Origin of the sequence: Williamsia sp. 1135 (assembly GCF_002095395.1) — a bacterium.
Taxonomy (GTDB): domain Bacteria; phylum Actinomycetota; class Actinomycetes; order Mycobacteriales; family Mycobacteriaceae; genus Williamsia.
Genome location: NZ_MJEI01000090.1, coordinates 43961 through 70375, shown reverse-complemented (window position 1 = coordinate 70375; position 26415 = coordinate 43961). Strand labels below are relative to the sequence as shown.

Annotated in this window: 23 protein-coding genes; 4 read left to right on the top strand and 19 right to left on the bottom strand. The window is 64.4% G+C overall.

Annotated elements, in window-relative coordinates:
• Positions 1–7 precede the first annotated feature (7 nt).
• The 4 genes from BFL43_RS12600 to BFL43_RS12585 are packed head-to-tail and all read right to left on the bottom strand — an operon-like array spanning position 8 to position 2109.
• Positions 8–319, bottom strand: a complete 312-nt coding sequence (locus BFL43_RS12600; protein WP_084892905.1) for a YbaB/EbfC family nucleoid-associated protein — start codon at positions 317–319, stop codon at positions 8–10.
• 28 nt (positions 320–347) lie between these two features.
• A complete protein-coding gene (locus BFL43_RS12595) occupies positions 348–698 on the bottom strand; it encodes a hypothetical protein (protein ID WP_084892880.1) in 351 nt (116 codons plus the stop codon).
• 27 nt (positions 699–725) lie between these two features.
• A complete protein-coding gene (locus tag BFL43_RS12590) occupies positions 726–1643 on the bottom strand; it encodes a pseudouridine synthase (RefSeq protein WP_240498225.1) in 918 nt (305 codons plus the stop codon).
• 25 nt (positions 1644–1668) lie between these two features.
• Positions 1669–2109, bottom strand: a complete 441-nt coding sequence (locus tag BFL43_RS12585) for an SRPBCC family protein (RefSeq protein ID WP_084892903.1) — start codon at positions 2107–2109, stop codon at positions 1669–1671.
• 150 nt (positions 2110–2259) lie between these two features.
• Between BFL43_RS12585 and BFL43_RS12580 the strand changes: the two genes are divergently transcribed.
• The 3 genes from BFL43_RS12580 to BFL43_RS12570 all read left to right on the top strand — a co-directional run bounded on the left by BFL43_RS12580 (position 2260) and on the right by BFL43_RS12570 (position 6880).
• Entirely contained in the window at positions 2260–3684 is a 1425-nt protein-coding gene (locus BFL43_RS12580; protein WP_240498224.1) for an FAD-binding oxidoreductase, read from the top strand.
• Positions 3681–5006: a class I SAM-dependent methyltransferase gene (locus BFL43_RS12575; protein WP_084892878.1), complete on the top strand. Its 1326-nt coding sequence runs from the start codon at positions 3681–3683 to the stop codon at positions 5004–5006. Before BFL43_RS12580 ends, BFL43_RS12575 begins: the two co-directional genes overlap by 4 nt.
• A 167-nt stretch (positions 5007–5173) precedes the next feature.
• Positions 5174–6880, top strand: a complete 1707-nt coding sequence (locus BFL43_RS12570; protein WP_084892902.1) for a nitroreductase family deazaflavin-dependent oxidoreductase — start codon at positions 5174–5176, stop codon at positions 6878–6880.
• A gap of 8 nt (positions 6881–6888) precedes the next feature.
• On the opposite strand, the gene BFL43_RS12565 is transcribed toward BFL43_RS12570, so the two are convergent.
• Entirely contained in the window at positions 6889–9129 is a 2241-nt protein-coding gene (locus BFL43_RS12565) for a DNA polymerase III subunit gamma and tau (RefSeq protein WP_084892877.1), read from the bottom strand.
• 283 nt (positions 9130–9412) lie between these two features.
• Here BFL43_RS12565 and BFL43_RS12560 point away from each other — a divergent pair, with 283 nt between their 5' ends.
• Positions 9413–10159, top strand: a complete 747-nt coding sequence (locus BFL43_RS12560) for a GntR family transcriptional regulator (RefSeq protein ID WP_084892876.1) — start codon at positions 9413–9415, stop codon at positions 10157–10159.
• A gap of 133 nt (positions 10160–10292) precedes the next feature.
• Here BFL43_RS12560 and BFL43_RS12555 read toward each other — a convergent pair whose 3' ends face one another.
• From BFL43_RS12555 to BFL43_RS12490, 14 genes are all read right to left on the bottom strand, one after another.
• Entirely contained in the window at positions 10293–11966 is a 1674-nt protein-coding gene (locus tag BFL43_RS12555) for an ABC transporter substrate-binding protein (RefSeq protein WP_084892875.1), read from the bottom strand.
• Positions 11967–12012: 46 nt separating this feature from the next.
• A complete protein-coding gene (locus BFL43_RS12550; protein ID WP_084892874.1) occupies positions 12013–12927 on the bottom strand; it encodes an ABC transporter permease in 915 nt (304 codons plus the stop codon).
• Positions 12928–12932: 5 nt separating this feature from the next.
• Positions 12933–13979: an ABC transporter permease gene (locus BFL43_RS12545; RefSeq protein ID WP_084892873.1), complete on the bottom strand. Its 1047-nt coding sequence runs from the start codon at positions 13977–13979 to the stop codon at positions 12933–12935.
• Positions 13976–14797 carry an ATP-binding cassette domain-containing protein gene (locus tag BFL43_RS12540; RefSeq protein WP_084892872.1) on the bottom strand — a complete coding sequence of 274 codons (822 nt, stop codon included), beginning with the start codon at positions 14795–14797 and terminating at the stop codon, positions 13976–13978. The genes BFL43_RS12545 and BFL43_RS12540 overlap by 4 nt, the downstream gene beginning before the upstream one ends.
• Positions 14794–15675, bottom strand: coding sequence for an ABC transporter ATP-binding protein (locus BFL43_RS12535; protein ID WP_084892871.1), 882 nt, complete (start codon positions 15673–15675; stop codon positions 14794–14796). Before BFL43_RS12535 ends, BFL43_RS12540 begins: the two co-directional genes overlap by 4 nt.
• Before the next feature lie 69 nt (positions 15676–15744).
• Positions 15745–17052, bottom strand: a complete 1308-nt coding sequence (locus BFL43_RS12530) for an NtaA/DmoA family FMN-dependent monooxygenase (RefSeq protein WP_084892870.1) — start codon at positions 17050–17052, stop codon at positions 15745–15747.
• 28 nt (positions 17053–17080) lie between these two features.
• The gene (locus tag BFL43_RS12525; protein WP_084892869.1) at positions 17081–18385 is read right to left on the bottom strand and encodes an NtaA/DmoA family FMN-dependent monooxygenase; all 1305 of its coding nucleotides are present in this window, start codon (positions 18383–18385) and stop codon (positions 17081–17083) included.
• 83 nt (positions 18386–18468) lie between these two features.
• Complete coding sequence (locus BFL43_RS12520) at positions 18469–19731, bottom strand: hypothetical protein (protein ID WP_084892868.1); 1263 nt, start codon at positions 19729–19731, stop codon at positions 18469–18471.
• Positions 19721–21028 (bottom strand): NtaA/DmoA family FMN-dependent monooxygenase, encoded by a 1308-nt coding sequence (locus BFL43_RS12515; protein ID WP_084892867.1) that lies wholly within the window; start codon positions 21026–21028, stop codon positions 19721–19723. Before BFL43_RS12515 ends, BFL43_RS12520 begins: the two co-directional genes overlap by 11 nt.
• Positions 21029–21060: 32 nt before the next feature.
• Positions 21061–22377, bottom strand: a complete 1317-nt coding sequence (locus BFL43_RS12510) for an NtaA/DmoA family FMN-dependent monooxygenase (RefSeq protein ID WP_084892866.1) — start codon at positions 22375–22377, stop codon at positions 21061–21063.
• A 267-nt stretch (positions 22378–22644) separates the two neighbouring features.
• Positions 22645–23874, bottom strand: coding sequence for a GTP cyclohydrolase II (ribA, locus tag BFL43_RS12505; protein ID WP_084892865.1), 1230 nt, complete (start codon positions 23872–23874; stop codon positions 22645–22647).
• On the bottom strand, positions 23871–24371 hold the full coding sequence (locus BFL43_RS12500; protein WP_084892864.1) for a flavin reductase family protein: 501 nt from the start codon (positions 24369–24371) through the stop codon (positions 23871–23873). Before BFL43_RS12500 ends, ribA begins: the two co-directional genes overlap by 4 nt.
• Positions 24368–24895, bottom strand: coding sequence for an NAD(P)H-dependent oxidoreductase (locus BFL43_RS12495; protein WP_084892863.1), 528 nt, complete (start codon positions 24893–24895; stop codon positions 24368–24370). The genes BFL43_RS12500 and BFL43_RS12495 overlap by 4 nt, the downstream gene beginning before the upstream one ends.
• 176 nt (positions 24896–25071) lie before the next feature.
• Positions 25072–26403, bottom strand: a complete 1332-nt coding sequence (locus BFL43_RS12490) for a glycosyltransferase 87 family protein (RefSeq protein ID WP_240498223.1) — start codon at positions 26401–26403, stop codon at positions 25072–25074.
• Positions 26404–26415: the final 12 nt, after the last annotated feature.

Genomic DNA, 26415 nt, shown 5'->3' with positions numbered 1-26415 from the left:
GGAAGGATTATCCGCCCAAGCCCGGGAAACCGCCGCCCAGGCCGCCGGCGAGTGGACCCATCTTCTGCTGGGTCAATGCATCGCGTTTGGTGTTCAGATCGGCGAGCGCACCGACGATCAGATCCTGCAGGGTCTCGACGTCGTCCGCATCGACCGCCTTCGGATCGATCGCGACCGCGGTCACCTCGCCGGTGCCGTTGCCGGTCACGCTGACCAGACCGCCACCTGCGGTTCCTGTGACCTCTGCCGCTGCCATCTCCGCCTGTGCCGCCAGCAGTTGCTGCTGCATCTGCTGAGCCTGTTGCAGAAGTCCGGCCATCGGGTTGTCTGGTTCCACTGCGTCCTCTTCACTCTCGGCGTTCGTGTTGTTGCAGGCGCATCATTCTCTCGAGATGAGCGGCAATGCTGTCGATGGTATCGCCGCCGGATGGCTGCACCTCGAAGTGCAGTCGCGCGTTGCCTCCGAACATCGCCGCAGCCCTGGCCGAGAGGGTGAACCGGAACCCGTCTCCGGTGCGCTGCCAGGCCAGGATCCCCTGCTCGACGGGCGCACCGACGCCTGCGCTGATCTGGTACGCCCCCGGGGCCGCGGGCAGGTCGCACTGGATCTGGAAGCAGTCCCCGGTCTCGTCGTCCAGGAAGACGACCACCTCGCAGCGCAGGTCGTCGTAGTGGTCGTAGGAGACGACGATCGCCATAGGGCTACCTCCCGGGGTCGATGAAGTTCAGCCGAGCGAGCGACCGCTGACGAACCGCCTGCGCGCGCCGGACAGCGGATCGTCGAACTCCACAGCGTAGGCCAGCAGCTGCAGGGGCTCAGAGAAGTCGCCGTGATCAGGCGCGGCCGCGAGTTCGGGCCGCACCTGGGGATACAGCGGGTCTCCGTCGATCGGGATACCGAGCCCGGACATGTGCAGGCGCAGTTGGTGGGTGCGTCCGGTCTGGGGCAGCAGCCGGTAGATCCCTCGGTCACCGGCCGTGTCGACCAGCTCGATCGTCGAGATGGCGTTCTCGGGACCGGTCTCGGTGCGAGCTCGCAGGTCACCGGCATCTTTCATGATCCGGTTGCGCACGGTGATCGGGAGGTCGAGACCTTCGGCGATGGGCGCACGGGCCCGATATTCCTTGCTGACCAGGCGCTCGGCGAACAGCTGCTGGTACGGAGCCCGGGCCTGGGGCCGGGCACTGAACATCAGCACCCCCGCGGTGAGGCGGTCAAGGCGGTGCACAGGGCTGAGCGCCGGGTTGTCCAGGAGCCTGCGCAGGCGCACCAGCGCTGTCTGCACCACGTGCGCTCCGCGGGGCATCGTCGCGAGAAAATGGGGCTTGTCCACGACGACGAGGTCGTCGTCGGCGTGGATGATCTCGAGTTCGAAAGGGATCTCGGTCTCGGTCGGCAGATCGCGATAGAAATAGATCGGACGTCCCGGTGTCGCGGGCGCAGACAGGTCGACTCGTTCGCCGGTCACGTCCAGCACCTGACCGCGCTCGGCGCGATCCGCCAGTTCGGTCGCCGTCAGCCCCGCACACGCCGGTGCGGTGAGCATCGCCTCACAGACCGTGCCCTGCTCGCTCCGCAGCACCACCCGCGTCGCGTCGACTCCGTCGCGCAGCGGCAAGGGTACCGGTCTGCGGTTCCTCACCGAACCGGCCTTGTCCTCGCGACGGTCAGCCGCGTTCGACGTGGGACTTCAGGTTGCCGAGCAGTTCGGCCTGGATCTTGGCAAGCCCCTTGGGCGCGAAGGTCTTCTCGAAGAAGCCGCCGATCCCGCCTGCGCCCTGCCAGGTGGTGACAGTGGTGACCTTGGCGCCTGAACCCGCCGGCTGCACCTGGTAGGTGGTGATCATCGACGAGTTCGCGTCGGTCTCGGTGATGGTCGAACCGACCAGGTCCACCGACGCCTGCACGTTCCTGGAACGCTTCTTGGTTGCCTGCAGCGTCCATTTGGCGACGGTGCCTGCGCCGACGCCGCCCTCGAGGACCGCGTAGTCGAGGTACTGACCGGGCAGGATGTTCGGGCGCACGGTCTGGTAGTCGGACAGGGCGATGAGGACCTGCTCGGGTGCGGCATTGATGTCGATCGACTGGGATGCGGTTACCTGTGCCACGAAGAAATCACCTTCCGGTTTTGCGAGCAATTCACTCCAGAGCCTGCCAGAACAGCCCGGCCGACTCCCGGGCGGTCCACAATCGGACATATACGACCCCGTCCTGCAATGAAGTGGCAAGTACTGGACGGTAGTCCTAGGCTCTTACCTGTGCCGAAGGTAAGAGGGGTCGAATCAGGTCGCGACGTGTTCGATCAGGGCGTGGCGAACTTGCTGGCCAGTTACCGTGCGATACCCGCGGAGGGGCGGGTTCGTCTGGCGAAGAAAACCTCGAATCTGTTCCGCAAACGCGCCAAGAATCCGTTCCCCGGCCTCGATGTATCGGGTCTCGATCGAGTGATCTCGGTCGACGCCGGAGCCCGCACGGCCGACGTCGCCGGCATGTGCACCTACGAGGAGCTGGTGGCGACCACGCTCAAGTACGGCCTCGCCCCGAAAGTGGTGCCGCAGCTCAAGACGATCACCCTGGGCGGCGCGGTGACGGGCCTCGGGATCGAGTCGACCTCTTTCCGCAACGGTTTGCCGCACGAATCGGTCCTCGAGATCGACATCCTCACCGGCGCGGGCGAGATCGTCACCACCTCGGCGACGAGCGAGAACTCCGACCTCTTCTTCGGATTCGCGAACTCGTACGGCACCCTGGGTTATTCCACCAGACTGAAGATCGAACTGGAGGAGGTCGCACCGTTCGTCGAGCTCCGTCACGTGCGGTTCTCCGACCTGCAGACCCTGCAAGAGACCATGAATCAGATCGTCGACGACCCGCATTACCAAGGTGAGCGCGTCGATTACCTTGACGGCGTGGTCTTCTCGGCAACGGAGAGTTACCTTGTCCTCGGTCGGCAGAGCGCGGATGCAGGTCCGGTCAGCGATTACACCGGCGACCAGATCTTCTACCGCTCCATGCAGCACGGCGCCGATTCGACTCCGCTGCGTGACCGGCTCACCATCGCCGACTACCTGTGGCGCTGGGACACGGATTGGTTCTGGTGCTCACGTGCGTTCGGCGCCCAGAATCCCCGAGTTCGCCGATTCTGGCCAAAACAACTGTTGCGCAGCAGTTTCTACTGGAAGCTCATCGCGCTCGACCACCGTTTCGACATCGGCGACAAGCTCAATGCCCGCAAGGGCGAACCGCCGGGCGAGCGGGTGGTCCAGGACATCGAGGTTCCCATCGAGCGGGCGGCGGAGTTCACGGCCTGGTTCCTGGAGAACATTCCCATCGAGCCGATCTGGTTGTGCCCGCTTCGGCTGCGCGACCCTTCGCCGGCCGGCGCCGACTCGAATCGGCCATGGCCCCTGTATCCCCTGGAACCGCACCGTACGTACGTCAACATCGGGTTCTGGTCGGCGGTGCCCAAGCGGGCCGACAAACCCGACGGTTACGCCAATCGGCAGATCGAGATCAAGGTCTCCGAACTCGACGGCCACAAATCTCTCTACTCCGAATCGTTCTACAGCGAAGAGGAGTTCGACGAACTCTACGGCGGCGAGCCCTACCGCCTCCTGAAGAAACACTACGATCCCGGGTCGCGACTCCTCGACCTCTACGCAAAGGCGGTGCAACGTCAGTGACCACATTCAAAGAAGGCGAACTCTCCCCCACGTCGGTGGTCGGCCCGAAACTCAGCCTCGCCGAGGTCGTCGAGGCGGTCGCCGGTGGGGACCTCAAAGTGCGGGTGACCGCGTACGACGGTAGTTCCGCGGGACCGGTAGACGCCGAATTCGGGGTCGAGCTGCTGACCCCCCGGGGATTGACCTATCTCGCAACAGCTCCCGGCGATCTCGGGCTCGCGCGCGCTTACATCTCCGGAGACCTGCTGCTCCACGGCGCCCACGGCGGCGACCCCTACGATGCACTGCATGCCCTGTCCGAGGACATCAGCTTCCATCGGCCGTCCGCACGGATGATGGCGCAGATCACGCGGTCGATCGGCCTCGAACACTTCAAGCCGATCGCCCCGCCGCCGCAGGAGCAGCTGCCCCGGTGGCGCCGCATCGCGGAAGGTCTTCGACACAGCAAATCCCGCGACGCGGAGGCAATCCACTACCACTACGACGTCTCGAACACCTTCTACGAGTACGTTCTCGGTTCGTCGATGACCTACACCTGCGCGTGCTACCCGAATCGCGAAGCGACGCTGGAAGAAGCACAGGAGAACAAGTACCGGCTCATCTTCGAGAAGCTGAAGCTCAAGCCCGGCGACCGACTGCTCGACATCGGTTGCGGCTGGGGTTCGATGGTCCGTTACGCCGCTCGCCGCGGAGTCCACGTGATCGGTGTCACCTTGTCCGCCGAGCAGGCCGAATGGGCGCAGCAGGCGATCATCGACCAGGGCCTGGGCGAGTTCGCCGAAGTGCGGCACAGCGATTACCGCGACATCACCGAAACCGGGTTCGACGCCGTGTCGTCGATCGGCCTGACCGAGCACATCGGCATCCACAACTACCGCTCGTACTTCAAGTTCATCCGCGCGAAGTTGCGCGATGGCGGAATTCTGTTGAACCACTGCATCACTCGGCCAGACAACCGGAGCCGCGGTAAAGCCGGCCCGTTCATCGACCGCTACGTGTTCCCCGACGGGGAGCTCACGGGATCAGGCACCATCATCACCGCGATCCAAGACATCGGGTCGATGGAGGTGGTGCACGAGGAGAACCTGCGCGAGCACTACGCGATGACCCTGCGCGACTGGAACAAAAACCTGGTGGCGAACTGGGACGGGGCCCTTGATGAAGTCGGTGAAGGTACCGCCCGCCTGTGGGGCCTGTACATGGCGGCATGTCGACTGGGCTTCGACCGCAACATCATCCAGCTGCATCAGGTGCTCGCGGTCAAGCTCGACGACAAGGGCGGCAACGGCGACCTGCCGCTGCGCCCGTGGTGGAACGCTTAGTCCCACAAACCCAGCAGTTCCGGTCAAACCCACCTGTTGCAAACAGGTGGGTTTGACCGTTTCAGGTGTGTTTGTGGGCCAGGGCCTTGTCATAGACCATTCGTTCTACTACCGTGGCCACCACAGTAGAACGATTGATCTACGCCCACGGATGGAGCACCACAATCATGCCGAAGACCGTGTCGTTGTCGACGCCGCTGAATCTGCCGTGCGGACAGATCCTTCCCAACCGGGTCATGAAGTCGGCGCTGAGCGAGGGACTCGGCACTGCCCACCACGGGCCAGATGTCCGCCTCGAACGCCTCTATGCACGCTGGGCGGCTGGTGATTACGGACTGATAGTCACCGGGAACGTGATGGTCGATCGACGGTATCTCGGCGAACCGGGCAACGTCGTCCTCGAGAACGACAGCGAACTCGACGCATTCCAGCGCTGGGCCAAGACAGCCCAGGACGGCGGCTCCCCGATCTGGATGCAGCTCAACCACCCTGGTCGGCAGGCCAATCCGATCACCACCGACGGTCCGACCGTCGCCCCGTCGGCCGTCAAACTGGATATCCCGGGCATCCCCACTCCCCGCGAGCTGACCGACACCGAGATCCGCGACATCATCGAGCGGTTCGCTATTTCGGCCGGTATCGCCGAGGTCGCGGGGTTCGACGGCGTCCAGATCCACGGCGCTCACGGCTATCTCATCTCCCAGTTCCTCTCACCCCTGGCCAACAAGCGATCCGACCGCTGGGGTGGATCAACGGCGAACCGCGCACGGTTCGTCCTGGAGATCATCCGGCGGGTCCGCGAAGCCGTCGGTCCTGGCTTTGCCGTCGGCATCAAACTGAACTCTGCCGATTTCCAACGCGGCGGCTTCTCGGAAGAGGAGTCACGCACGGTGGTCGAGATGATCGCCGCCGAGAGAATCGACCTCATCGAGATCAGCGGTGGCAGTTACGAATCACCGGCGATGATGGGTCGGCCGGCGGTATCGGCGCGAACCCGTGCTCGCGAGGCCTACTTTCTCGACTACGCCGAGACGATCCGCGAAGTCGCGGCAGACGTACCACTGGCCGTGACCGGTGGCTTCCGCACGCACACCGGCATGGCCGAAGCCATCGCCTCGGGCGCCTGCGACGTAGTCGGTCTCGGACGCCCGACAGCCCTGGCCCCCAACGCGGCACAGGGCGTTCTGGCGGATACCTCGGCGACGCTGCCGACCACGCACCGATCAGTCCCACTGCCGCGGCGCCTCACCGGCACCGCGCAGGTCAAAGCCCTCAATGGCGCCCTGGATCTGCAGTGGCACACCGATCAGCTGCATACGATGGGCGCCGGTGGCGACCCTGATCCGCACCGACCACTGTGGCGCACAGCGCTCACCACCGTCCGACGCAACGGGATCGACGCCTTTCGCAGTCAGCGCGGGCACATCGGCGTCTCAGACAAGAAGGCTGTTCGCAAGTTCCGGATCGAGCGCGCCGTCGGCCGGTACATCGCGAATCCGATGGTGGGCGCGCTGACGCGGGCCGGCATCACCACGAGTTTCGCCACCGAACTCGAGACGATCGGGCGCCGAACCGGGCAGCGCCGCAGCGTCCCCGTGTCTGCAGCCTTCGACGAGACCGGGGCATGGGTGATCAGCCAGCACGGCAACCGGTCCGGATGGGCGAACAACATCAACGCCAATCGGACGGTACGTATCAAGCAGGGACGACAGTGGCGAAGCGGCACAGCCGAATTCGTTCACGACGACGACGTCGCCACGCGGGTACGGACCTTCGCGCCCAACCCGGTGTTCGCATCATTGACCGCTGCCTCGTTCCGGGCTCTGCAGAGTGACCCGGTCTCGGTGCGCATTACCTTCACCGACGTTCAGTAGGCGAACCGCTAGAGCAGCGGCTTCGCGCCCAACTCGGTCGCCAGCAGCGCAATGGCGATCTGCTCGGGATCCTGCCGCGGGTCCGGCTTGGAATCGCGTGCGGTGGCGATCATCTCGTCTCGCTCGTCGTCGGTGAGGTCTTCATCGCTGACGGGTTCGGGCTCCGGCGGAAGAGGTTCCGGTTCAGGCTCCGGTTCGGGTGGTTCGCTGTCTCCGGCATTCGAGGCAGCACCCCCACCCCGGCTGGGGCGAACGTAGGGTTGCTTCGCCTCGGGTTTGCGGGCCTTGGTGGGAGTCGCAGCAGCCGGCTTGGGTTCGGCGGGCAGCGACGACGCGGAATGCACCGACACCTGCCAGGTTCCACCGAAGACATAGTGGAGCGCAGAGGTGATGACGTCGACCGCGTGTTTCGAACTCAACCGCTCGACCAGTGGCGCTGATTCATGACTCAGGATCAGGGTGCTGCCGTCGACACCGCGCACCGACGCACCCGACAACATCACCTCGGTGACCTTGTTGGCGGTCCGGACCGCAGTGCGGACCTCCTGCCACTTGGCCTGCACCGCAGCCAGATCCGGCCCGTCTGTGGCAGGGGGCACCGGTGGGGCGGCGACCGGTTCGGGATCGGGCTCGAGCGCAGGCTCCGGTTCGTACTCCGGTTCCGGCGGCAGTGGGATGTCGGGTTCCGATGCCGCGACCGGCGCGTCGGCGTCGGCCGGTGCCGGGACGGGCTCCGGGGTGGGCTCGGGTTCTGGAGCAGGTTCCGGTTCAGGTGTCGGGACCGGTTCGGGAGTGGGAGCCGGCGCAGGCGTCGACAACGGTTCTGGAGTGGGAGCCGGTTCGGGAGTGCGCGCCGGTTCAGGAGTGCGCGTCGGTTCAGGAGTGCGAGCCGGTTCCGGGGTGGGCGCAGGCGACGGGACCGGATCGGCCTCGGATGCCTGGGCCTTGTCCTCGTGCGGCTTGTCTTCCAGGGGCTTGCGCTGGGACGGGCGAACGAACTTGGCGGCTGGATCGTCCGCGGGCGCAGGTGCCGACGCCTGGAGGGGCGCGGGCCCCCCGGCCTTCGCCACCCCTGCCGACGGTATCGGCGCGCCGCCGGCCGACTGGGCCTCGATGCGCTCGATACGTTGCAGCACCGCAGATTCCGAGTCGCTCGCTGCGGGTAGCAGCATGCGGGCGCACATCACCTCGAGCAAAAGCCTCGGCGAGGTGGTGCCCCGCATCTCGCCGAGCGCCGCGTGCACGGTCTCGGCAAACCGGGCCAACGTGCCGGGTGCGAGCCCAGCCACCTGGGCCTTCATCCTCTCGACCTGGTCGTCGGGTGCCTCCACCAGACCGCGCTCGGCGGCATCGGGGACGGCCTGCATCAAGATCAGATCGCGGAGTCGCTCGAGCAGGTCGACGGCGAAGCGGCGGGGATCATGGCCTGCGTCGACCACCGACTCGACCGTTCCGAACAGCACGGCGCCGTCGTGGTCGGCGAGCGCGTTGACCGCGTTGTCGATCAGCGCGACATCGGTGACACCGAGGAGCATGAGTGCGCGCTGATAGGTGACACCCTCTGGTCCTGCTCCGGCGAGTAATTGATCAAGCACGCTGAGCGAGTCACGGGGCGAACCCCCGCCCGCCCTGATCACCAGTGGGAAGACCGTCGGCTCGACCTTGACCTGTTCGCTGGCACAGATGTTCTCGAGGAGACCCCGCATCACCGTCGGTGCGAGCAGCCGGAAGGGATAGTGGTGGGTCCGCGAGCGGATCGTCGCGAGCACCTTCTCCGGTTCTGTGGTCGCGAATACGAAGATGAGATGCTCGGGCGGCTCTTCGACGATCTTGAGGAGGGCATTGAATCCGGCGGGGCTGACCATGTGGGCCTCATCGATGATGAACACCCGATACCGCGACTCGGCAGGCGCGTAAAAGGCCTGGTCCCGTAGTTCGCGAGTGTCGTCGACACCACCGTGGCTCGCGGCGTCGAGCTCGATGACGTCCATGTTGCCCGGACCGCCCGGTGCCAGCGCGACGCAGGACGAGCACACCCCGCATGGCGTCGAGGTCGGGCCCTGCTCGCAGTTGAGTGAACGCGCGAGGATGCGGGCCGACGACGTCTTACCGCAACCGCGCGGTCCGGAGAACAAGTACGCGTGATTGATGCGTCCCGAGTTCAGCGCACGGCCCAGCGGCTCGGTGACATGCTCCTGTCCGACGACCTCGGCAAACGTCGCAGGGCGATAAGTCCGGTATAGAGCCACGCTGCGAGACTACCGGCGAGGTGTGACGGCCGCGGACACAGGCGCAAAGCGACCGGCAGCAGGGAGGGTCGGGCGCCGCCACCGTTGCCTGGCAGCTTGTCGGACGTCACACGTTCACCCCGAGCAGTGTGGGTCTATCGGACTACAATCAACAGTGACTACTAGTGACGTACTCCACCTGAGTACCTTCTCCGCCACCTGCGCTCAGCGCCGAACGTTGTGGCGAGTATGCGCACCGTGCGCGTGCCCTTCCCATGATTGTCGACGCACATCGAGGAACGCCATGACACAGCTATCCCACCTTGCACCCACCCGTCACCCCCGCTCGGTCGGCGGATCGGCCGGGACCCGGCAACGGTCTGCGCGTGTCGTACATCAGCTGCTTCGCTCGTCGATCAAAAGCGGTGTCCTGAATGCAGGTGAGTCACTGAGCGAAGAATCGCTGATCGAGAACTTGGACTCCACGCGCGCGGCTGTCCGATCGGCATTGCAGATGCTGGCAGACGAAGGTCTCGTGAGCAGGCAGCGCCGGATGGGGACCGTCGTGCGTGGAAGACCGCTTCAGTTGCCCGTCGAGGACATCATCGGTAACCCGTCGAGCGGACCCCTCGAATACCGGATGATCGGAGATCACGCCATCCCGGCGCATCACCTGATCCGTAGCCGGATGCCGACGGACAGTGACAGTTTGCGGATGATCGACTACGTGATCAGCAACGGCGGGGTGCCGATCGGTACGCTCGTCGCGTTCCAGATCAATCCGAACGCGCATCCCCCGGTCCACAATCCCGACGTGGACGGCATCGCGCAGACCTTCGAGACCGTCTACAGCCGTCCGTTCGGGCGGATGGAGACGTGCATCGACGCCGTCGGAGCCGATGAGCGCACCGCCCGGATTCTGAACATCGCGCCGGGTGCTGTGCTTCTGGTTCGGGATCAGGTGCTCTCGGATGTCGACGGAAACGTCCACGAGTACGCCTATGCGCACTACCGGGCGGACATGGTTTCGTTTCGCTCGCCGGCTCGCTGACACAGATCCGGATTCAGGTCAGCCGCAACCCTGGAACGCATGGCGGCGCCGTCGCGCCGGCATTGCAGTGCAAGGAAACCGGGCCGCCCACGAGCTGATGCTCGTCGGCGGCCCGGCCTGTGACCGGTCCGGGTTACTCGACGAACTTCAGATTTGCGTAATCTACCCAGTTGTCCGAACGCCAGGCGTATCCGCCGACCTTGCTCGACACCAATGCATTCGGCTGGACCTGTCCGATGAACACGATGGGCGACTGCTCGAGGTAGATCTTCTCGGCAGCGTTCCAGGCTTTGCCCGCTTCCGGGGAAAGGGCATCGGGCAGCGCATTTCCGGCTGCGAGCGCGTCGTAGAACGGCGGGTATTCCCAGTCGGCGAAGTTGTTGCTCGAATCCTGCGCCGTGTACACCAGCAACTCGTACGGCGGGGTCAACGTGATCGCGTAGTCCCGCAGGATGAACGCCTGCGACGTGTGGTTGCTGCGCTGATCAGAGAACTCCGACGCCGGCATCTCATCGAGGTCGATGGTGAAACCGGCTGCTTTGGCGGCGGTTTGGATCTGGATCGCCGACTCCATCATGTCAGGTTCGGCTGCGCTCACCGCCATGGTGAACGACACACCGCCACCCAACCCGGCCGAGGCCAGAAGCGCTTTCGCCTTCTCCGGATCGTAGGTGTACGGCGGGAATCCCGAGCCGTCGTAGTTGGGCGCGTCGGTGAGCAGGAATCCGGGCCCTTCGCGCTTCGCCAGACCGCGATAGACATTGTCGATGATCTGGTCATACGGAGTTGCGTAGGCCATTGCCTGGCGCACAACAGGATTGTCGAACGGCGCCTTGTTCGTCACGAGAGGCATCATGATGAATGTGTTGGGGTTCTCTACCACCGGCACCGTCACGTTCGGATCGGACTCGAGCGACGACGAATCTGCCGGGGTGATGTTCTCCGCCAGATGCGCGTCACCGTTCTTCACCGCGTTCGCACGGGTACCGGGATCAGCGACGATCCGCACGTTGATCGTCTTGATCGGCGGCGGTGTACCGACGAAGTCGTCGCGGGCGGTCATCACCACAGACGTACCCGGCTGATAGTCGGTGACCTCATACGGCCCGAATCCGTAGTTCGGGTTGTCCACTGTCCAGGTGACCGCGTACGGATCCTCCGGGGTCACATGCTCTTTGAGGAGTGTGCTGTCGAAGATCTGCCCGCACAGGTCGGACATGAGCGCCAGGAATGTCGTGCCCAAGCCGGCGTTCGGGAGCGTGAACGACACCGTTCGGTCATCGATCTTCTTGATCTGGCTGGCGGGATCGGTGATCGACGGCGCCATCACGCCCGGCACAACGGATTTGGGGGAGGCAAACTTTCGATCGAAGGACCAGATGACGTCGTCTGCGCTGAGAGTGTTGCCGGCGGCGCTTTTCGCCTCCTTCAGCTTGAAGGTATATGTCAGTCCGTCTTCACTCGTCGTGTAACTCTCGGCAAGATACGGGTCGTAGGTGTACACGTCCTGCTGCTGAACTCCCTTGCCCTGCGGGCTGTCGCTGTACGGCTTTCGCACGAGCGTCGCGTGCAAGTTGTTGGCCTGCTCATACCCACCGAATCCGTTGTCGAGCGACCAGGTGATACCGGTGTCCGGGGTGACCAGGGTGAGCGTCTCGCCGTCCCCTCCGGAGCCCCCGGAGTTATTCGATGACGACGAGCAACTCGCGATCATCAGGATCAGCGCGGACAGCGCTGCCACGAACACGGTGACCCGTGTTCTGGGGCGATGGGTCGGCCGGGGCCGTCCGGAACGTGTGGTGTTCATGGTGACAGACTTCTCCTTGGATCACAGGGGGATTGAGGGACTTGCGTCAGCGTTCGTCGTTGAAAAAGCGCTGACCGACGGCGGTCACGGCGAACACCGTGAGCGCCAGAGCAATGGCCGGGAACATAGCCGGCCACCATCGTCCGACCGCGGCAGCCGGTGCACCGGCCGCGATCATGGACCCCCACTCCGGTGTGGGTGGATTGAGGCCGACGCCCAGGAATCCCAGGCCTGCGGACAGGATGATCGCCGACCCGAACACCAGCGAGGCGTTTTCCAGCGCGGGCCAGGATGAATTGGGCAACACGTGACGAAGGATCACCGCGAACTCCGACTCGCCTGAAATACGTGCCGCATCGAGGTACGCCTCGCCGCGGACCCGGAGTACTTCCGTTCGCACCAGCCGAGCTTGATTGGGCATCAGGATCACCGACAGCGCAAAAACGAGCGACGGAATGGTGGCACCGAAGAAGGCGATCAGCACCAGTCCGATGATGATCGCCGGTATGGCCTGGATGAGGTCGATCGCCCGCGAGACCCCGCGGCTGAGCCACCCGATCGGTCCGGAGCGCGATTCGTTCATGCCGACGAGCAGTCCGAGCAGCACTCCGACACCGGTCGCGGCGAGTGTGGTGAGAACGCCGATCAACAGATTGTTCTGGGTCGCCGCGACGGTCCGTGAGAACACGTCCATGCCCGCCGAGTCCGTTCCGAACCAGTGTCCATCGGTACCGGGCGACAGATCGGGTTTTGCGACCACCTCCGTCGCGCTGTACGGGATGATCCACGGACCGATGATGGCGACGATCACCAGCACGACCGCAGGCAGCAGCGTGAGATAACCGATCAGCGGTAGGTGAAATCGCCTGCGCTGCAGATCCGGGGTGTCCGTTCCGGCCGGCTCGTTCGGGATCGGCGTGCCGGTGGGCTCGGCGTGGGTTGATTCGGGGGTGATGGTCATCGGGCTCAGCTCCCTTCGGTGACGACGCCGGGACGGCGTCGGGGGTCGAGCATCATGTTGACCACGTCGACAAAAAAGAATATGAGCAGCGACACTGCCGCGACGATCAACAGGAAGCCCTGCAGTGCAACAAAATCGGACCGGGTCACGGCCTGGACGGCATACTCGCCCATACCGGGCAGCGCGAAGAGCTGCTCGACGACCACCGCACCACCGAGCATGAAACCGAAGATGGTTCCGAACATCGCGATCGTCGACGGCAGTCCACGACGGGCGATGCTCGTCATCACCATTCGATTCGACGCTCCGGACGCGATACGGAACTTCGTTGCCTGCGCGTCCTTCGCCTGACCCACAGATCGGATGAACAGCTTGAGCAACATCGGCGCGTAGGCGATGACGAGTACCGCCACCGGCAGCCAGAGGTGACCGGCCATTGATGTGAGCAACACGGTGTCACTCGACAACGCGGCGTCGAGGAGCGGGAATCCGGTCACCTGCGGCGGCGGGTTGAGCATGGTGTCGTAGCGGCCGATCGGGGCGGGCGCCCAGTGCAGTACCGAGTAGAAGACGAAGATACCGAGCACCCCGAGGCAGAAGTCGGGGATCGCACCGGCGGCGCGCGCGTACCCGGCGATGACCCGCGACACCACATTGCGAGGACGTAGCACCACGAAGAATCCGAGCACGAGAGTGAGCACGGACGCCACGATCATCGCGAGCAATGCCAGCTCCACCGTCTCGGGTAGACGGCGTTTCATCTCGTCCATGACGCCGGCGCCGTTGATGATCGATTCCCCGAAGTCTCCGGTGCCGACGTTCCCGAGGAATGTGGTGAGCTGGGTGAACACACTGCCGGTCAGTCCCAACGATTCCCGGGCGGCGTCGTATTGCTCGGGTGTCATCGTCTGGCCGCCCGAGATGACCCGGACCGGATCGCCGGGGACCAGCCGGACGAGAAAGAACACCACGATCGCAAAGATGAACAGGTGCACCGGCAACATCGCCAATCGCTTGATCCACCAGCTCTGTCGGCGCCAGATCGCTTTCATGCGGTCACCTTTGTCAGTCGCGGCCCGGGCTTGTGCGGCGTGTCCGACGTCGTCCGATAGGCGTCGATCAGGGTGCGGGTGTATTCGTGGGTGCTGGAGAAGATCACGTCTTCGGTGCGGCCCCGCTCGACGATGTTGCCCTGGTACATGACAATCAGTTCCTCCGAGATGAACGCGGTCGCCGGCAGACCATGGGACACGAATACCAGTCCCGCCTCGTTGTTTTCGCAGTGTTGCTTGAGCAGGTTCAAGACCGATCCCTGCACGGACACGTCGAGCGCAGATACCGCCTCGTCGCAGATGATGATCTTGGGGTTGACCACCAACGCCCGGGCGATGGCAAAACGTTGGCGCTGGCCACCGGACACCTGGTGTGGAAACCGCTGTGTGAGAGACGGATCGAGATCGAGCGAATGCACGGTGGCATCCACGGCGTCATCCGCCGCCGATCCCTTCAACCCGAGCAGCTCGAGCACCGGACGACGAATGGAATCGCGCAGGGTGCGGCGCGGGTCGAACGAGGAGGACGTGTCCTGGGCGACGAGCTGGACCTCTCGGCGGAACTGACGCATGTCGCCGCGTCCCAGTGCGGAGATGGAACGGCCACGGAACTCGACGCTGCCCTCGCTGGGACCCTCCAGGCCCACCATCATCCGGACCATCGTCGACTTTCCAGAGCCCGACTCCCCGACGATCCCGATGCGACTCTCCGCGGTGATCAGCAGGTCCACCGCATCGACCGCCGTATGGATGTTGTTGCCGCGGCCCGCGAAGCGCTTGGTGGCCGAGGTGAACTGGATGGTCGTCAAGGCGGTCATGCCGACTCCTTGTGCATCGTGGGCAACCGGTCCCAGCTCGCGTTGTCGAGCGTGGGGATGCACGAGATGAGTCCCTGGGTGTAGGGATGCTCGGCCCGCTGGGCCAACGTCGCCGACGGACCCTCTTCGACCGCGACCCCGCGGTGCATCACGACCGTCCAGTCGGTGAAGGCCTGACACAACGCGATGTCGTGGCTGATCATCAGCAGTGCGGTCCCCAGTTCCTCGGTCAGCCCGACCAGCAGATGCATCAGCTCTTTCGACAGGGTGGCGTCGAGGGCACTGGTGGGTTCGTCGGCGATGAGCAGTCGCGGTTTCCCGCACAGCGCGATCGCGATCATGACGCGCTGCCGCATACCGCCGGACAGTTCATAAGGCCGGGCCGCGAAGACGCGCTCGGTATCGGTCAGCCCGACCTTTCGGAGCCATTCCGCCGCCGACTCTTTCGCCTTCTTCCGGGTGATCTTCTCGTTGTTGCGGATCACCGCGACGAGTTGGCTACCGATGGTCCAGACGGGATCCAAGGAGGTCATGGCGTCCTGGAAGACCACCGAGACCCCTTCGATGCGTTCCGGGATCGCCAGCTTCTTGCGGACCAACAGATCACGACCCTCGAAACTCAGGGCGTCGGCAGTGACATTCGCCTCGGCCGCCAGGAAACCGGCGATTGCCATGCAGGCATTGGTCTTTCCCGATCCCGACTCGCCCACTATCGCGACTCGCTTGCCGGGTTGCATGGTCAGCGAGAAGTTGTCCACCGCCGTGAACGATCCGGTAGGGGTCGGGTAGGTGATCGTGAGTCCACTGACGTTCAGCAGGCTCGCAGGTGTCGGTACGTCGGTCGTGGACTCAGTCATGGTGGTCACGGCTGTTGACATGGTCGTCAGCTCCTCGAACTGGGAATTGGGAGAGGCGCAGTCGGTCGACGGTGACCGATGAGGGGAGGGTCAGAAATCGAGCAGATTATCTCGGAAGGTTTTGTGAGCGTACCCATCACGGATGACACCACGCTTGCGGAGCGCAGGAGCGAGACCGTCGCACACCTCCATGATCGAGCGCCTCGTGACGTCCGGGTACATGAGGAATCCGTCGCCGCCGGCCTCTTCCATGACCTCGGCCATCTCGCCGGCCATGGTGTCGGCCGATCCGATGAACTCCATGCCGTAATTGGACGGGCCTTCGGCGAGGTCGCGCAGGGTGAGCTCCTTGGAGCCTTCGAGCCAGGCCTTCGCGGTGGTCGTCTCACCATTGCCGACTTCTTGAGGCACGGGGCTGTCGAGGTCGTACTTGGCGTAATCGACAACACCACCGCTGACGTAGGACAAGTACCAGAGCCGCTTTTCGATGTTGTCCGGGTCCTTCTTCGCGGCATTGAACCTGTTGAATCGTTCCTGCGCCTCGCTGTCGGTGTCGCCGAGGTACGGGGTCGCCATGAACAGGATCTTCAAGTCTTGGGGTTTACGGCCGTGTTTGATGAGCCGGGTGTCCATGTCCTGGCGCAGGGCCTTCATCTCGGCGGGCGATTTGGCCAGTGCCAGCATGGTGTCTGCCTGCTTCGCGGCCAATTCCCGGCCCGGCGTGGAGTTTCCGGCCTGAGCGACCACGGGCCGGCGTTGCGGACCCGGAATGGTGTTGAGCGGACCACGGCAACTGAAGTACTTGCCTTCGAAGTCGATGGTGTGGACCTTGGTGTGATCGGCATACTTCGGCGTCTCCTGGTCGTGCACCAGGGCGCCGGGCTCCCAGGAATCCCACAACAGACTCACGACCTCCATCCACTCCTCGGCCATCGCGTACCGCTCGGCATGCGCGAAGTGCTTGTCGTAGCCGAAGTTCTGCGCCACCCGGTGCGTCACCGAGGTCACCACGTTGATGCCCACCCGGCCTTGTGTCAGGTGGTCGAGGGTCACCATCGAGCGGGCCGCGAGGAACGGCGGATACTGGATCGTCGACATCGTGGCCACGACGCCGATGTGTTCGGTGGCTGCGGTGAGCAACGGCACCAACGGGATCGGATCATTTTTCGGCGCCATCAGCCCGTACTTGAGAGTGGTCTCCATCGACTCCCCGAACGTGTCCTCGACCATCGACGTGTCCTCGATGAAGAGAAGATCGAAACCGGCGCGCTCGAGTGACGTCGTGAGATCCACGTAGAGACCCGGTTGGGTCCAATCCGTCATCGCCCGCCCAGCCCAGTTGCCGTACCACGGCTGCATACCGAAGCCGTTACCCAAGAACCAGCCAAGTCTGAACATTGTCATCTCCTCGTATGTTGTCGGCGTGTCAGAACGACGACAGATTTTCGCGGAAGGTTTTGTGAGCGAACTTTTCGCGGATCAGGCCGCGACGGCGCAGCGCCGGACACAGTCCCTCGGTGATCTCCCGGATGTACTGCCTGCTCGTCGGTTGGGCCAGGAACAGGAAGCCGTCACCACCGACGTACTCCATCGCCTTGTCCATCTCGTCGGCGATGTGATCGGGCGTGCCGACGAGTTCCATACTCGCCACGCGCATCTGGCTGGCGGCGTCCTTGATCGTCCGGCCACCGAAGGCCTGCTTCCACCCCTCGAAGGTGCCCTGGTGTCCGTTGGTGGTGACGTCGTCGGGAATCGGCTTGTCGGGATCGAGTACGGAGAAGTCGATTTCCATGATCGCGGCGAAGTGAACCATCTGGGCTTCGTAGTTCTTCTGCTTGTTCGCCATGAACTCGTCACGCTTGGCGAGCGCCTCGTCCATCGTGCGTCCGATGATCGGCGACACGACGAAGAACACCTTGATGTCGTCGGGATTGCGGCCGAACTTCTCTGCGCGCGCCCGGATGTCGTCGCGATACTCCTTCATCCCTTCGAGACCGTTCGGGATACACAGCAGCAGGTCGGCGTTCTTGGCCGCGAAATCGCGGCCCCGCGGTGACGCCCCGGCCTGGCAGATGACCGGCCTGCCCTGCGGGCTGCGCGGGGTGTTGAGCGGTCCGCGAACCGAGAAGTGCTCACCCTTGTGGTTGATGGGACGCACCTTCGTGTGGTCGGCGTAGTAACCACTCACCGGGTCGGCCACGATCGCGTCGGCGTCCCAGGAGTTCCACAGCGCATCGACGACCTCGACGAACTCTTCGGCGATCTCGTAACGCTTGTCGTGCAACGGGAGTTTGTCCATACCGAAGTTCTGCGCGGCCCGGTCCTCGCTGGAGGTGACGATGTTCCAGCCCACTCGACCCCTGGTGACGTGGTCGAGAGTGGAGAAGGTGCGCGCGAGCAGATAGGGCGGATAGAACGTTGTCGACGCCGTCGCGACGATCCCGATTTGTTCGGTGGCGTACGCCAGCATCGACACCACCGGCACCGGGTCGAGTTTGGGTGCGTACATCGCATGCTTGAGTTCGAGTTCCGCGGTACCGGCGTAGATGTCGGACACCATCAGCGAGTCCTCGAGCATCATGAAGTCGAAGCCGGCGCGCTCCATGTCACGAACCATGTCGATGTAGTAGCGGGCATCGCTCCAGTTCAGCGCGTCCGTCGACCAACCGGTTCGCCATTCGGGTGTGGTGAGGTTGCCGAACCAGCCGAGTCGAAACGGTGATGCTGCCATGGCGAGATGTCCTTTCACATGCGGTGTGTATGAACTGAGCAAACTCTGGCGCGATGTCGGCGGCGCTTCGCCGGGGTAGCTAGTCAATTAAGCCGGTTGACGGCAACCGGAAATGGCCGCTGAGCTGGTATTTCACAAGTGGCCACCACCATGTCCGCCGGGTTGGCCTCTCGATGAGTGCCTCGCAGGGTCAGGGCGCAGGCACCACAGCAGAGCGTGAAGATCACGCTGATGGTCAGCATCCCGTTCAACGTGCCCAGCAGAGACACCGAAACACCGGCGCTCAGGACGAACACACCCGCGGCTGCGTACGCCGCAGCGGAGTAGCCGGAGGCCACCTGACCCTGGCGAACCGGTTCCAGGCCTCGGGTGAGGTGGACCAAGCCCACCCGGTAGCCCGCGGCCTGCCCGAAGCCGCACATGATGCACCCGATCAACACCGGTGCCGCCCAGCCCAGCAGGAGTCCGGAGACCGCCACCGACCAACCCAGGGTGAGGACGATGATCGCGGGACCCGGCGACACCATGGTCCGCGTGCCGAAACCCAGGAATCCAGCCAGTGTGGAGGCGAACAAACATGATCCCGTAAGGGTGTAGGCGATGAGCAGCGAGTCGGTCACCCCGCGATCGAGCAGCGCCGCCGGAAGCACCCCTACCGCGAGTGCGCCTACGGCCCAGGCCGATCCACCGAGCAGATGGGCACCGATCCGCAGCCGCACCGGCGGCCGACTGGGCGGGGTCGTCGGAGCGGGCGGTGGCCCGTTCGGGGTCGTCGCGAGCACCCAGGGCGACTGGCGCAGACCGACGGCGAGCACTCCCAGACAGACGAGCAGGCAGACCAGGTGCAGCGCATAGACGGTCACTGCCGGCCGGGGCAGGAAGACGACGATCGCGATCGCGAGGGCCAGACCGCCGCCGGCCCCGAGCAAGGAGCCGGTGCCGATGAACGCCCGACCTCGTTCCCCACGGATGGCGACCATCACGGCGGCCGCCGCTCCCGTCGCCAACGCGACGCTGGTTCCGGTGAGCAGGCGCCCGGGATACAGCAGCGCAGGAACCCGATCACCCGTGATCAGCAGCAGGTCGGCGACCACCCCGGTCAGCAGCGCCACCGGTAGGATGCGGCGGGCATGCCGAACGAGCGATGTCCGCGCCGACAGCATCAGCACCGTCATCAGCGCCACGAAGTACATGCTGAAGATGGCCGCGGATTCGATCGCGCCGAGCCCGTGCTCGTCCTGGTAGTACGGCAGCAGCGGGGTCAGGGCATTCGATCCGCAGATCACGAGGACGAACCCGGCGGCCGTTCCGGCGGTCAGGAGCGGCGCCCGGACGTCAGAAGGCACGCAGGTTCTCCCGAAAGGTTTTGTGACCGAAACCGGTCCGGATCAGACCACGACGTGCCAGTTCTGGGCACAGCCCCTCGGTGATGTCGGCGATGTAGGACCGGCTCGGTGGCTGCGACAAGAACATGAAGCCGTCGCCGCCGACGTAGTCCATCGCCTCCTCCATCGTGTTCGCGATGGTCTCCGGGCTGCCGATCATCTCCAGGCTCGCGATCCGCATCGCGGACGCGGCATCCTTTATCGACCGTCCGCCGAACATGTCTTTCCAGATGGCGAACTGCCCTTGGTGCCCGTTGGTGGTGACGTCATCGGGGATCGGCTGATCCGGGTCGAAGACCGAGAAGTCGATTTCCATCGTCGCGGCGAAGTTGCACATCTGGAACTCGTAGTTCCGTTGCTTCTGTGAGAGGAACTCCTCCTGCTTGGCCGCAGCGATCTCGTCGGTCCGCCCCACCACCGGGGCGACGACAAAGAACACCTTGATCTCGTCGGGGTCGCGGCCGAACTTCTCGGCTCGCGCCCGGATGTCGTCCCGGTATTTCTTCATCTCTTCCAGACCGTTGGGGATGGTCAGCAGCATGTCCGCGTTCGCAGCGGCGAAATCGCGGCCTCTCGGTGATGAACCCGCCTGGCAGATCACCGGCTTGCCCTGCGGTCCGCGGGGCGTGTTGAGCGGACCGCGGACCGAAAAGTATTCCCCGTCATGATGAATCGGATTGACCCTGGTGTGATCGGCATAGTATCCGGTCACCGGGTCGGCGACGATCGCGTCGGGATCCCAGGAATCCCAGAGCTTGGTGGTGACGTCGAGGAACTCGGCCGCGACGTCGTACCGTTTGTCGTGCTCGGGAATCTCGTCCATGCCGAAGTTCTGTGCTGCACGATCCTCGCTGGAGGTCACCACGTTCCAGCCGACCCGGCCCCGCGTGACGTGGTCGAGGGTCGCGAACGTCCGGGCGAGCAGATACGGCGGATAGAACGTCGACGATGCGGTGGCGACGATACCGATGTGCTCGGTCGCGTAGGCCAGCATCGAGACGACCGGGACCGGGTCGAGTTTGGGTGCGTACACCGCGTGCTTGAGTTCCAGTTCGGCTGTGCCCGCGTAGATGTCAGGCACCATCAGCGAGTCTTCGAGCATCATGAAATCGAAACCGGCCCGCTCCATGGCCTGCACCATCTCGACATGGAATCGGCCGTCGGTCCAGCCGGTCGCGTCCTGCTCGGACCAGCCGTCCCGCCACTCCGGCGCGGTCAGATTGCCGAACCAGCCGAGGCGGAAAGGTTGTGTTGCCACGTAAGGGGTCCTCTCTCTCGTGTGTGAAATGGTCAGAATGCGAGCAGGTTCTCGCGGAACGTCACATCGTCGAACCCGTCCCGGATCAGCCCACGCTTACGCAATGCCGGGCTCAGACCGTCGGTGTACTCGGCGATCGTGCGCCGGTTCAGGTTCAGCGGATCGTAGAAGAGGAATCCGTCGCCGCCGACCTCGTCCATGATGTCGCCCATCTTCGAGGCAACCGTGTCCGGTGATCCGATGAGCCCGAGATCACCGATCTGGCGGACGCCGGTGACGACTTCGCGCAGCGTCTTGTCCTCGTTGCCCTTGACGTACTGCTGCATCGAGCTCTGTTCACCGTTGCCGACGATGTCAGGCATCAGCGCATCCAGATCGAACTTGCTGAAATCAACTGTGCCACCGCTGATGTAGGACATCCCCCAGAGGACCATCTCGATGCTCTCCTGATCGTGGGTGCGACGGACCCGCTCGCGTTCGCGTTCGGCGGCGTGCGCGTCGGTCTCACCGAGGACCGGCGTCACCAGGAACAAGACCTTGCAGTCGGTCGGTTTGCGGCCGTGAGCGATCAGCCGTTCGTGCATGTCCTCACGAAATGCCTTCATCTGGGCCACATCACGACCCATCGCCAGCATTGTGTCCGCATGCGCCGCAGCCAGCTCTCGACCCGGGATCGAGTTGCCGGCCTGCGCAACCACCGGTCGACGCTGCGGCCCGGGAATGGTGTTCAACGGCCCACGACTGGAGAAATACTTGCCTTTGTGGTCGATCGGGTGCACTTTCGAGGCATCGGCATACATCGGGGTCTGGGTGTCCGCCACGACGGCGCCGGGTTCCCACGATTCCCAGAGACCGCTGACGACGTCCATCCACTCCTCGGCCATCGCGTACCGCTCGTCGTGCGGCAGGTGCTCGTCGTACCCGAAGTTCTGGGCCACTCGGTGTGTCACCGACGTCACCACGTTCACCCCCGCGCGGCCGTCGGTCAGATGATCGAGAGTGGTCATCAACCGGGCTGCGAGGTAAGGCGGATACTGGATGGTCGACATCGTGTTGATGACCCCGATGTGCTTGGAACGCTGGGTCATGAGCGGTACAAGGGGCAGCGGATCGTTCTTCGGTGCCATCTCCCCGTGGGCGAGCGTGAATGCCGCGGAACCGCCGTAGGTGTCCTCGACCATGGCGGTGTCCTCGATGAACACGAAGTCGTATCCGCCCCGTTCGAGCGACGAGGTCAGGTCGACATAGCGTTCGGGCTTCATCCAGTCGTGCGCCGCATTGCCGTCGAACGTGCCGCGCCACGGTTGGATTCCGAAACCCTGACCCAAGAACCACCCGAGGTGAAACATGTACTCTCCCAACGTCCGAAATCGAGACCACCTGGATCGGCGATGCACCCATTCCACGTCGCGGGCGAGTCTGCGGTATTGCCCGGGCTTCACGAGTTGATTTCGCCGCTCGAATAGGGTCAGCATCTGGTCACAGACGCGCGGACCAGCAGTTTCAGCTCTGGCGATACACCGACGCACGTTCTAACGCCGATTGTGCAACGGCCACGAGAACGAGGGCACGCCCACCGCAGCGGTGGCACGTGCCCTCGTCAAGGATGAAGCGGATCAAGATAATTCGCGGAGCGGCAGCAGATGACCCATTCTTTTCACCTTCGTCTCGAGATACCGGACGTTGGGCGGGGACACCCCGACGATCAGGGGCACCCGTCGAACCACCGAGATTCCACCTCGCTCGAGTCCGGAGACCTTATCCGGATTATTGGTGAGCAACCGGACAGACTCCACACCGAGATCATGCAAGATGCCCGCCGCCGCACCGTATTCGCGGCCGTCAGCAGGCTCGTCGAGTTCGAGATTGGCCTGCACCGTATCCATACCACCGTCCTGAAGGCGATAGGCGGCCAACTTCTTCAGCAGTCCGATGCCCCGGCCCTCATGCCCGCGGAGGTAGACGACGACGCCCCCCTCGGTGGCGATCCGACCGAGTGCCACGTCCAACTGTGGCCCGCACTCACAACGCATCGAATGAAACGACTCGCCGGTCACACACTCGGAGTGGACACGAACCATCGCGCCCGGCCCGGGTTCGCCACGTGTCAGCGCGACGTGTTCAGCGCCCGTCTGGAGGTCCTCGTAACCGATGACGGTGAGCCGACCGTACTTGGTGTCGATCGTTGTCTTCGCACCCCGGCGAACGCGTGGTGCCGACGTGGTGGGGAGCTCCTCCGGGTGGAGTTCGCGATATCGGATGAGTTCAGCAATCGTAAGTACCGGTAGTCCTTTTCGGACGCCCAGCTCGCGGATCTCCGGCATCCGCATCATGGCACCGTCTTCGGAGACCAGCTCGGCTATCGCGCCAACGGGTTCGACGCCGGCGAGCCTGCACAGATCGACTGCCGCCTCGGTGTGGCCGGCGCGCTCGAGGACGCCACCCGGACGGGCCCGCAGCGGCAGCACGTGACCGGGGCGGATCAGGTCCGCCGCAACGGAATCCGGGGCACCCAGCACGTTGAGCGTGCGACTGCGATCGGCGGCGCTGATGCCGGTGGTGACGCCGGACCCCGCATCGACCGTGACCGTGTAGGCGGTCCGTCGCGGATCGCGGTTGTCGGTCACCATGAGAGGTAACGCGAGGGCGTCCGCGCGCTCGGCAGACATCGGTGCACACAACAGGCCCGACGTGTTGCGGACCGTCCAGGCCACCCACTCGGGCGTCGAGGTCGAGGCGGCCAGGACGACGTCGCCCTCGTTCTCGCGGTCGTGATCGTCCGTCACCAGCACGGGAGCACCGGTGCGCAACGATTCGAGCGCCCGGCCGATGCCGTCGCGACTCATGCGGATTTCTGCTCGAGACGCGAGAACGTGCTGCGGTGGAACACGATCGGCCTGACATCGTCGAAGACCTCGAGTCCGTTCACCGACAAGACCACGATGGCGTGGTCGCCGGCCGGGACCTCCTCGACGACGGCGGTGTCGAGCCACACGCTGGTGCCCTCGATGAAGACGGCGCCCGCTTCGGTGGTCTCGGTGACCAGACCCGCGAACCGGTCGCCGGTCTTGGCGGCGAGGACCTTGGCGGCGGCGTCATGCGCCTCCCCCAGCACGCTGATACCCAAATTCGTGGCGGTGCGGAGCCGTGGCCACGTCGTCGAACTGTTCTGGACGCAGAAGGCCACCAGCGGCGGATCCAGCGAGACCGGCACGAACGTGCTGGCTGCCAGTCCGGTCCGGATGCCGTCGACGACGGCACAGATGGCGATGACGCCACTGGGGAAGTGCCCGAACGCATCTCGCAAGACTCGGGCTTCAGTGGGTGTGGTGGTCGGTGTCATGATGTCTCCGTTCGGACCGAGACCGAACTCGTGCAGGTCCGTATCACCGGGCCCCATCTGTGCGCGTAGTCGGTGATGCGGTCATCGGTGGTGTATGTGCTGTCCAGCAGGTAGAGACCAGGCGCGGGACAGGCCGCACCCAGTTCGGCGAGTACAGGTTTGAGCAGGAGGTCGGGTGCCATCGCATGGGCGGGGCCGGCGCCCAGCATCAGCGGTACCGCCACCACGTCCCGAAGACCTTCGCCGCCGGCGAACTGATCGAGGAAGAGCTTGAGGACCCCGGTGTATGTCGCCTTGAACGTCGGACTCGCGAAAACCACCAGGTCCGAGGAGGCCACGGTCGACACAGCGTCGGCCACCGCGGCGTCACCCCACCCCAATAGGCCGGCGCCGAGCGTGATGACGTCGACCGTCTCGATCGGCTGATCAGAATCGCCGGCCCGCAGAGACTCCGCGACCAGTCCAGCTGCCTTCAGCGTTCGCGACCGCGGCTTAGGGTTGCCCGCCACTATGGTGACCTGCATCGTATGCCCCTCCATTGAGTTTGTGAGCTGCGTCTACCACTCAAGCGGTCGCTGATGACTGGAGTGCAACCCCCAGATGCCGAGCTCATTGCGCCAGTTCACCTCCGAAGGAGGACGCCGCTAGCTGGGAATACTCACCGGATCAGACAAACAACGCCAAATGTTCGGCCGCGGCGTCAGGCAGAAGCCGACGCACGTTCGTCAGCGGCGCGCACACGCCACCCGCGAATTTCGCCCGGTCCCCACACGATCAGCGTGCTGACGGCGCTCACGCCTAACACCCAGAGATACGGGGCCGCCGAGAACCAGCGCAGCCAATCCGGGAACGGGGTCATGAACATGCCGGTGCCGTAGAACGGCTTCATGCCCAGCGCACCGCCGGGCAGATAGTTGCGCCAGACGAACACCGTGACGAACAGCGCCGGCGCCGCGAACAGCAACCAACCGGCAGTGGTTCTGCTGCCCCTTCGCCAGGCTGCGATGGGCAGATGCACAGCGATCACCAGGAGGGGGACGAACCACACCCAGTGGTGGCCCCAGGTGAAGGGCGACACCGCAGTGGTCGTCATCCCGGTCAGGCACAGGGCCAGCAGTTCCTGACCGTGGCGGTACGCCAAATAGGCGGCCGACAGGCCCAGCACGACGGCGATCGCGGACAGCAGGAGCCAGAGCGCACCACTGGGCGTGGCCGTGTGGAACACCGTCGCGAGCGCACCCTTGATGGATTGGTTGCTCGGGGCGTCGGTCGGCCCCACCCGGCCCGAGTTGATCACCCGATCGGTCCAGTAGTTCCACGACTGCTGCGGGGTCACGAGTGCGCCGATCACCACGGTCACCGCGAAGGTGGCGATCGCCACCACCACCGCCCGCCAGCGCCGAGTGATGGCGAGATAGACGACGAAGAAACCGGGGGTGAGTTTGATACCGGCCGCGAGCCCGACCCCGATTCCCTTGAGCCGACTGCCATCCGGGCGTAGGAGATCGGCGAGCACGATGGCCATCAGGAACACGTTGATCTGGCCGTACCAGATCGTCGTTCGCACCGGCTCCATCAGCGTCGAGATGCAGACGATCGCCCCGGCCACCACCAGCAGTCTCCAGTCGACGCGGTAACCGAGGCTCCGGAACGATGCGACGACCACCCAGTAGAGCGTCACGAAGATCGCTGCGCTCCACAGCTTCACGGCCATCCCGACGCTCACCCAGGTGGTCGGCTGGAACACGATCGTCGAGAATGGCGTGTAGGTGTAGAGGAGCCCGTTCCTGAGCATCGGGATGTCGTAGAGGGGCCTGCCGTCGGCGAGATGTTCGGCACCCGCGCGGTAAACGTCGAGATCGACCTGGTTCTTGAAGAGTCCGAAATGTCGGGTGTCGAGGGGAATGAACCTCGCCTGTACATACAGCGCGATTAGCGCACCAACCACGAACGCCGCCAACACCAGTGGGTTACTCGGGAATCGTGCGCGATCCACCGTCTGTCCACCGGTCCCCACCTGGTCTGTAACCACGCCTGAACTCCT

Excerpts from the sequence above, each read along its gene's own strand:
- ribA (WP_084892865.1), bottom strand. The coding sequence starts at position 23,874 with ATGAGTCGCGACGGCATCGGCCGGGCGCTCGAATCGTTGCGCACCGGT.
- BFL43_RS12500 (WP_084892864.1), bottom strand. The coding sequence starts at position 24,371 with ATGACACCGACCACCACACCCACTGAAGCCCGAGTCTTGCGAGATGCG.
- BFL43_RS12530 (WP_084892870.1), bottom strand. The coding sequence starts at position 17,052 with ATGTTCAGACTTGGCTGGTTCTTGGGTAACGGCTTCGGTATGCAGCCG.
- BFL43_RS12535 (WP_084892871.1), bottom strand. The coding sequence starts at position 15,675 with ATGTCAACAGCCGTGACCACCATGACTGAGTCCACGACCGACGTACCG.
- BFL43_RS12540 (WP_084892872.1), bottom strand. The coding sequence starts at position 14,797 with ATGACCGCCTTGACGACCATCCAGTTCACCTCGGCCACCAAGCGCTTC.
- BFL43_RS12550 (WP_084892874.1), bottom strand. The coding sequence starts at position 12,927 with ATGACCATCACCCCCGAATCAACCCACGCCGAGCCCACCGGCACGCCG.
- BFL43_RS12560 (WP_084892876.1), top strand. The coding sequence starts at position 9,413 with ATGACACAGCTATCCCACCTTGCACCCACCCGTCACCCCCGCTCGGTC.
- BFL43_RS12555 (WP_084892875.1), bottom strand. The coding sequence starts at position 11,966 with ATGAACACCACACGTTCCGGACGGCCCCGGCCGACCCATCGCCCCAGA.
- BFL43_RS12510 (WP_084892866.1), bottom strand. The coding sequence starts at position 22,377 with ATGTTTCACCTCGGGTGGTTCTTGGGTCAGGGTTTCGGAATCCAACCG.
- BFL43_RS12600 (WP_084892905.1), bottom strand. The coding sequence starts at position 319 with ATGGCCGGACTTCTGCAACAGGCTCAGCAGATGCAGCAGCAACTGCTG.
- BFL43_RS12525 (WP_084892869.1), bottom strand. The coding sequence starts at position 18,385 with ATGGCAGCATCACCGTTTCGACTCGGCTGGTTCGGCAACCTCACCACA.
- BFL43_RS12495 (WP_084892863.1), bottom strand. The coding sequence starts at position 24,895 with ATGCAGGTCACCATAGTGGCGGGCAACCCTAAGCCGCGGTCGCGAACG.
- BFL43_RS12595 (WP_084892880.1), bottom strand. The coding sequence starts at position 698 with ATGGCGATCGTCGTCTCCTACGACCACTACGACGACCTGCGCTGCGAG.
- BFL43_RS12570 (WP_084892902.1), top strand. The coding sequence starts at position 5,174 with ATGCCGAAGACCGTGTCGTTGTCGACGCCGCTGAATCTGCCGTGCGGA.
- BFL43_RS12545 (WP_084892873.1), bottom strand. The coding sequence starts at position 13,979 with ATGAAAGCGATCTGGCGCCGACAGAGCTGGTGGATCAAGCGATTGGCG.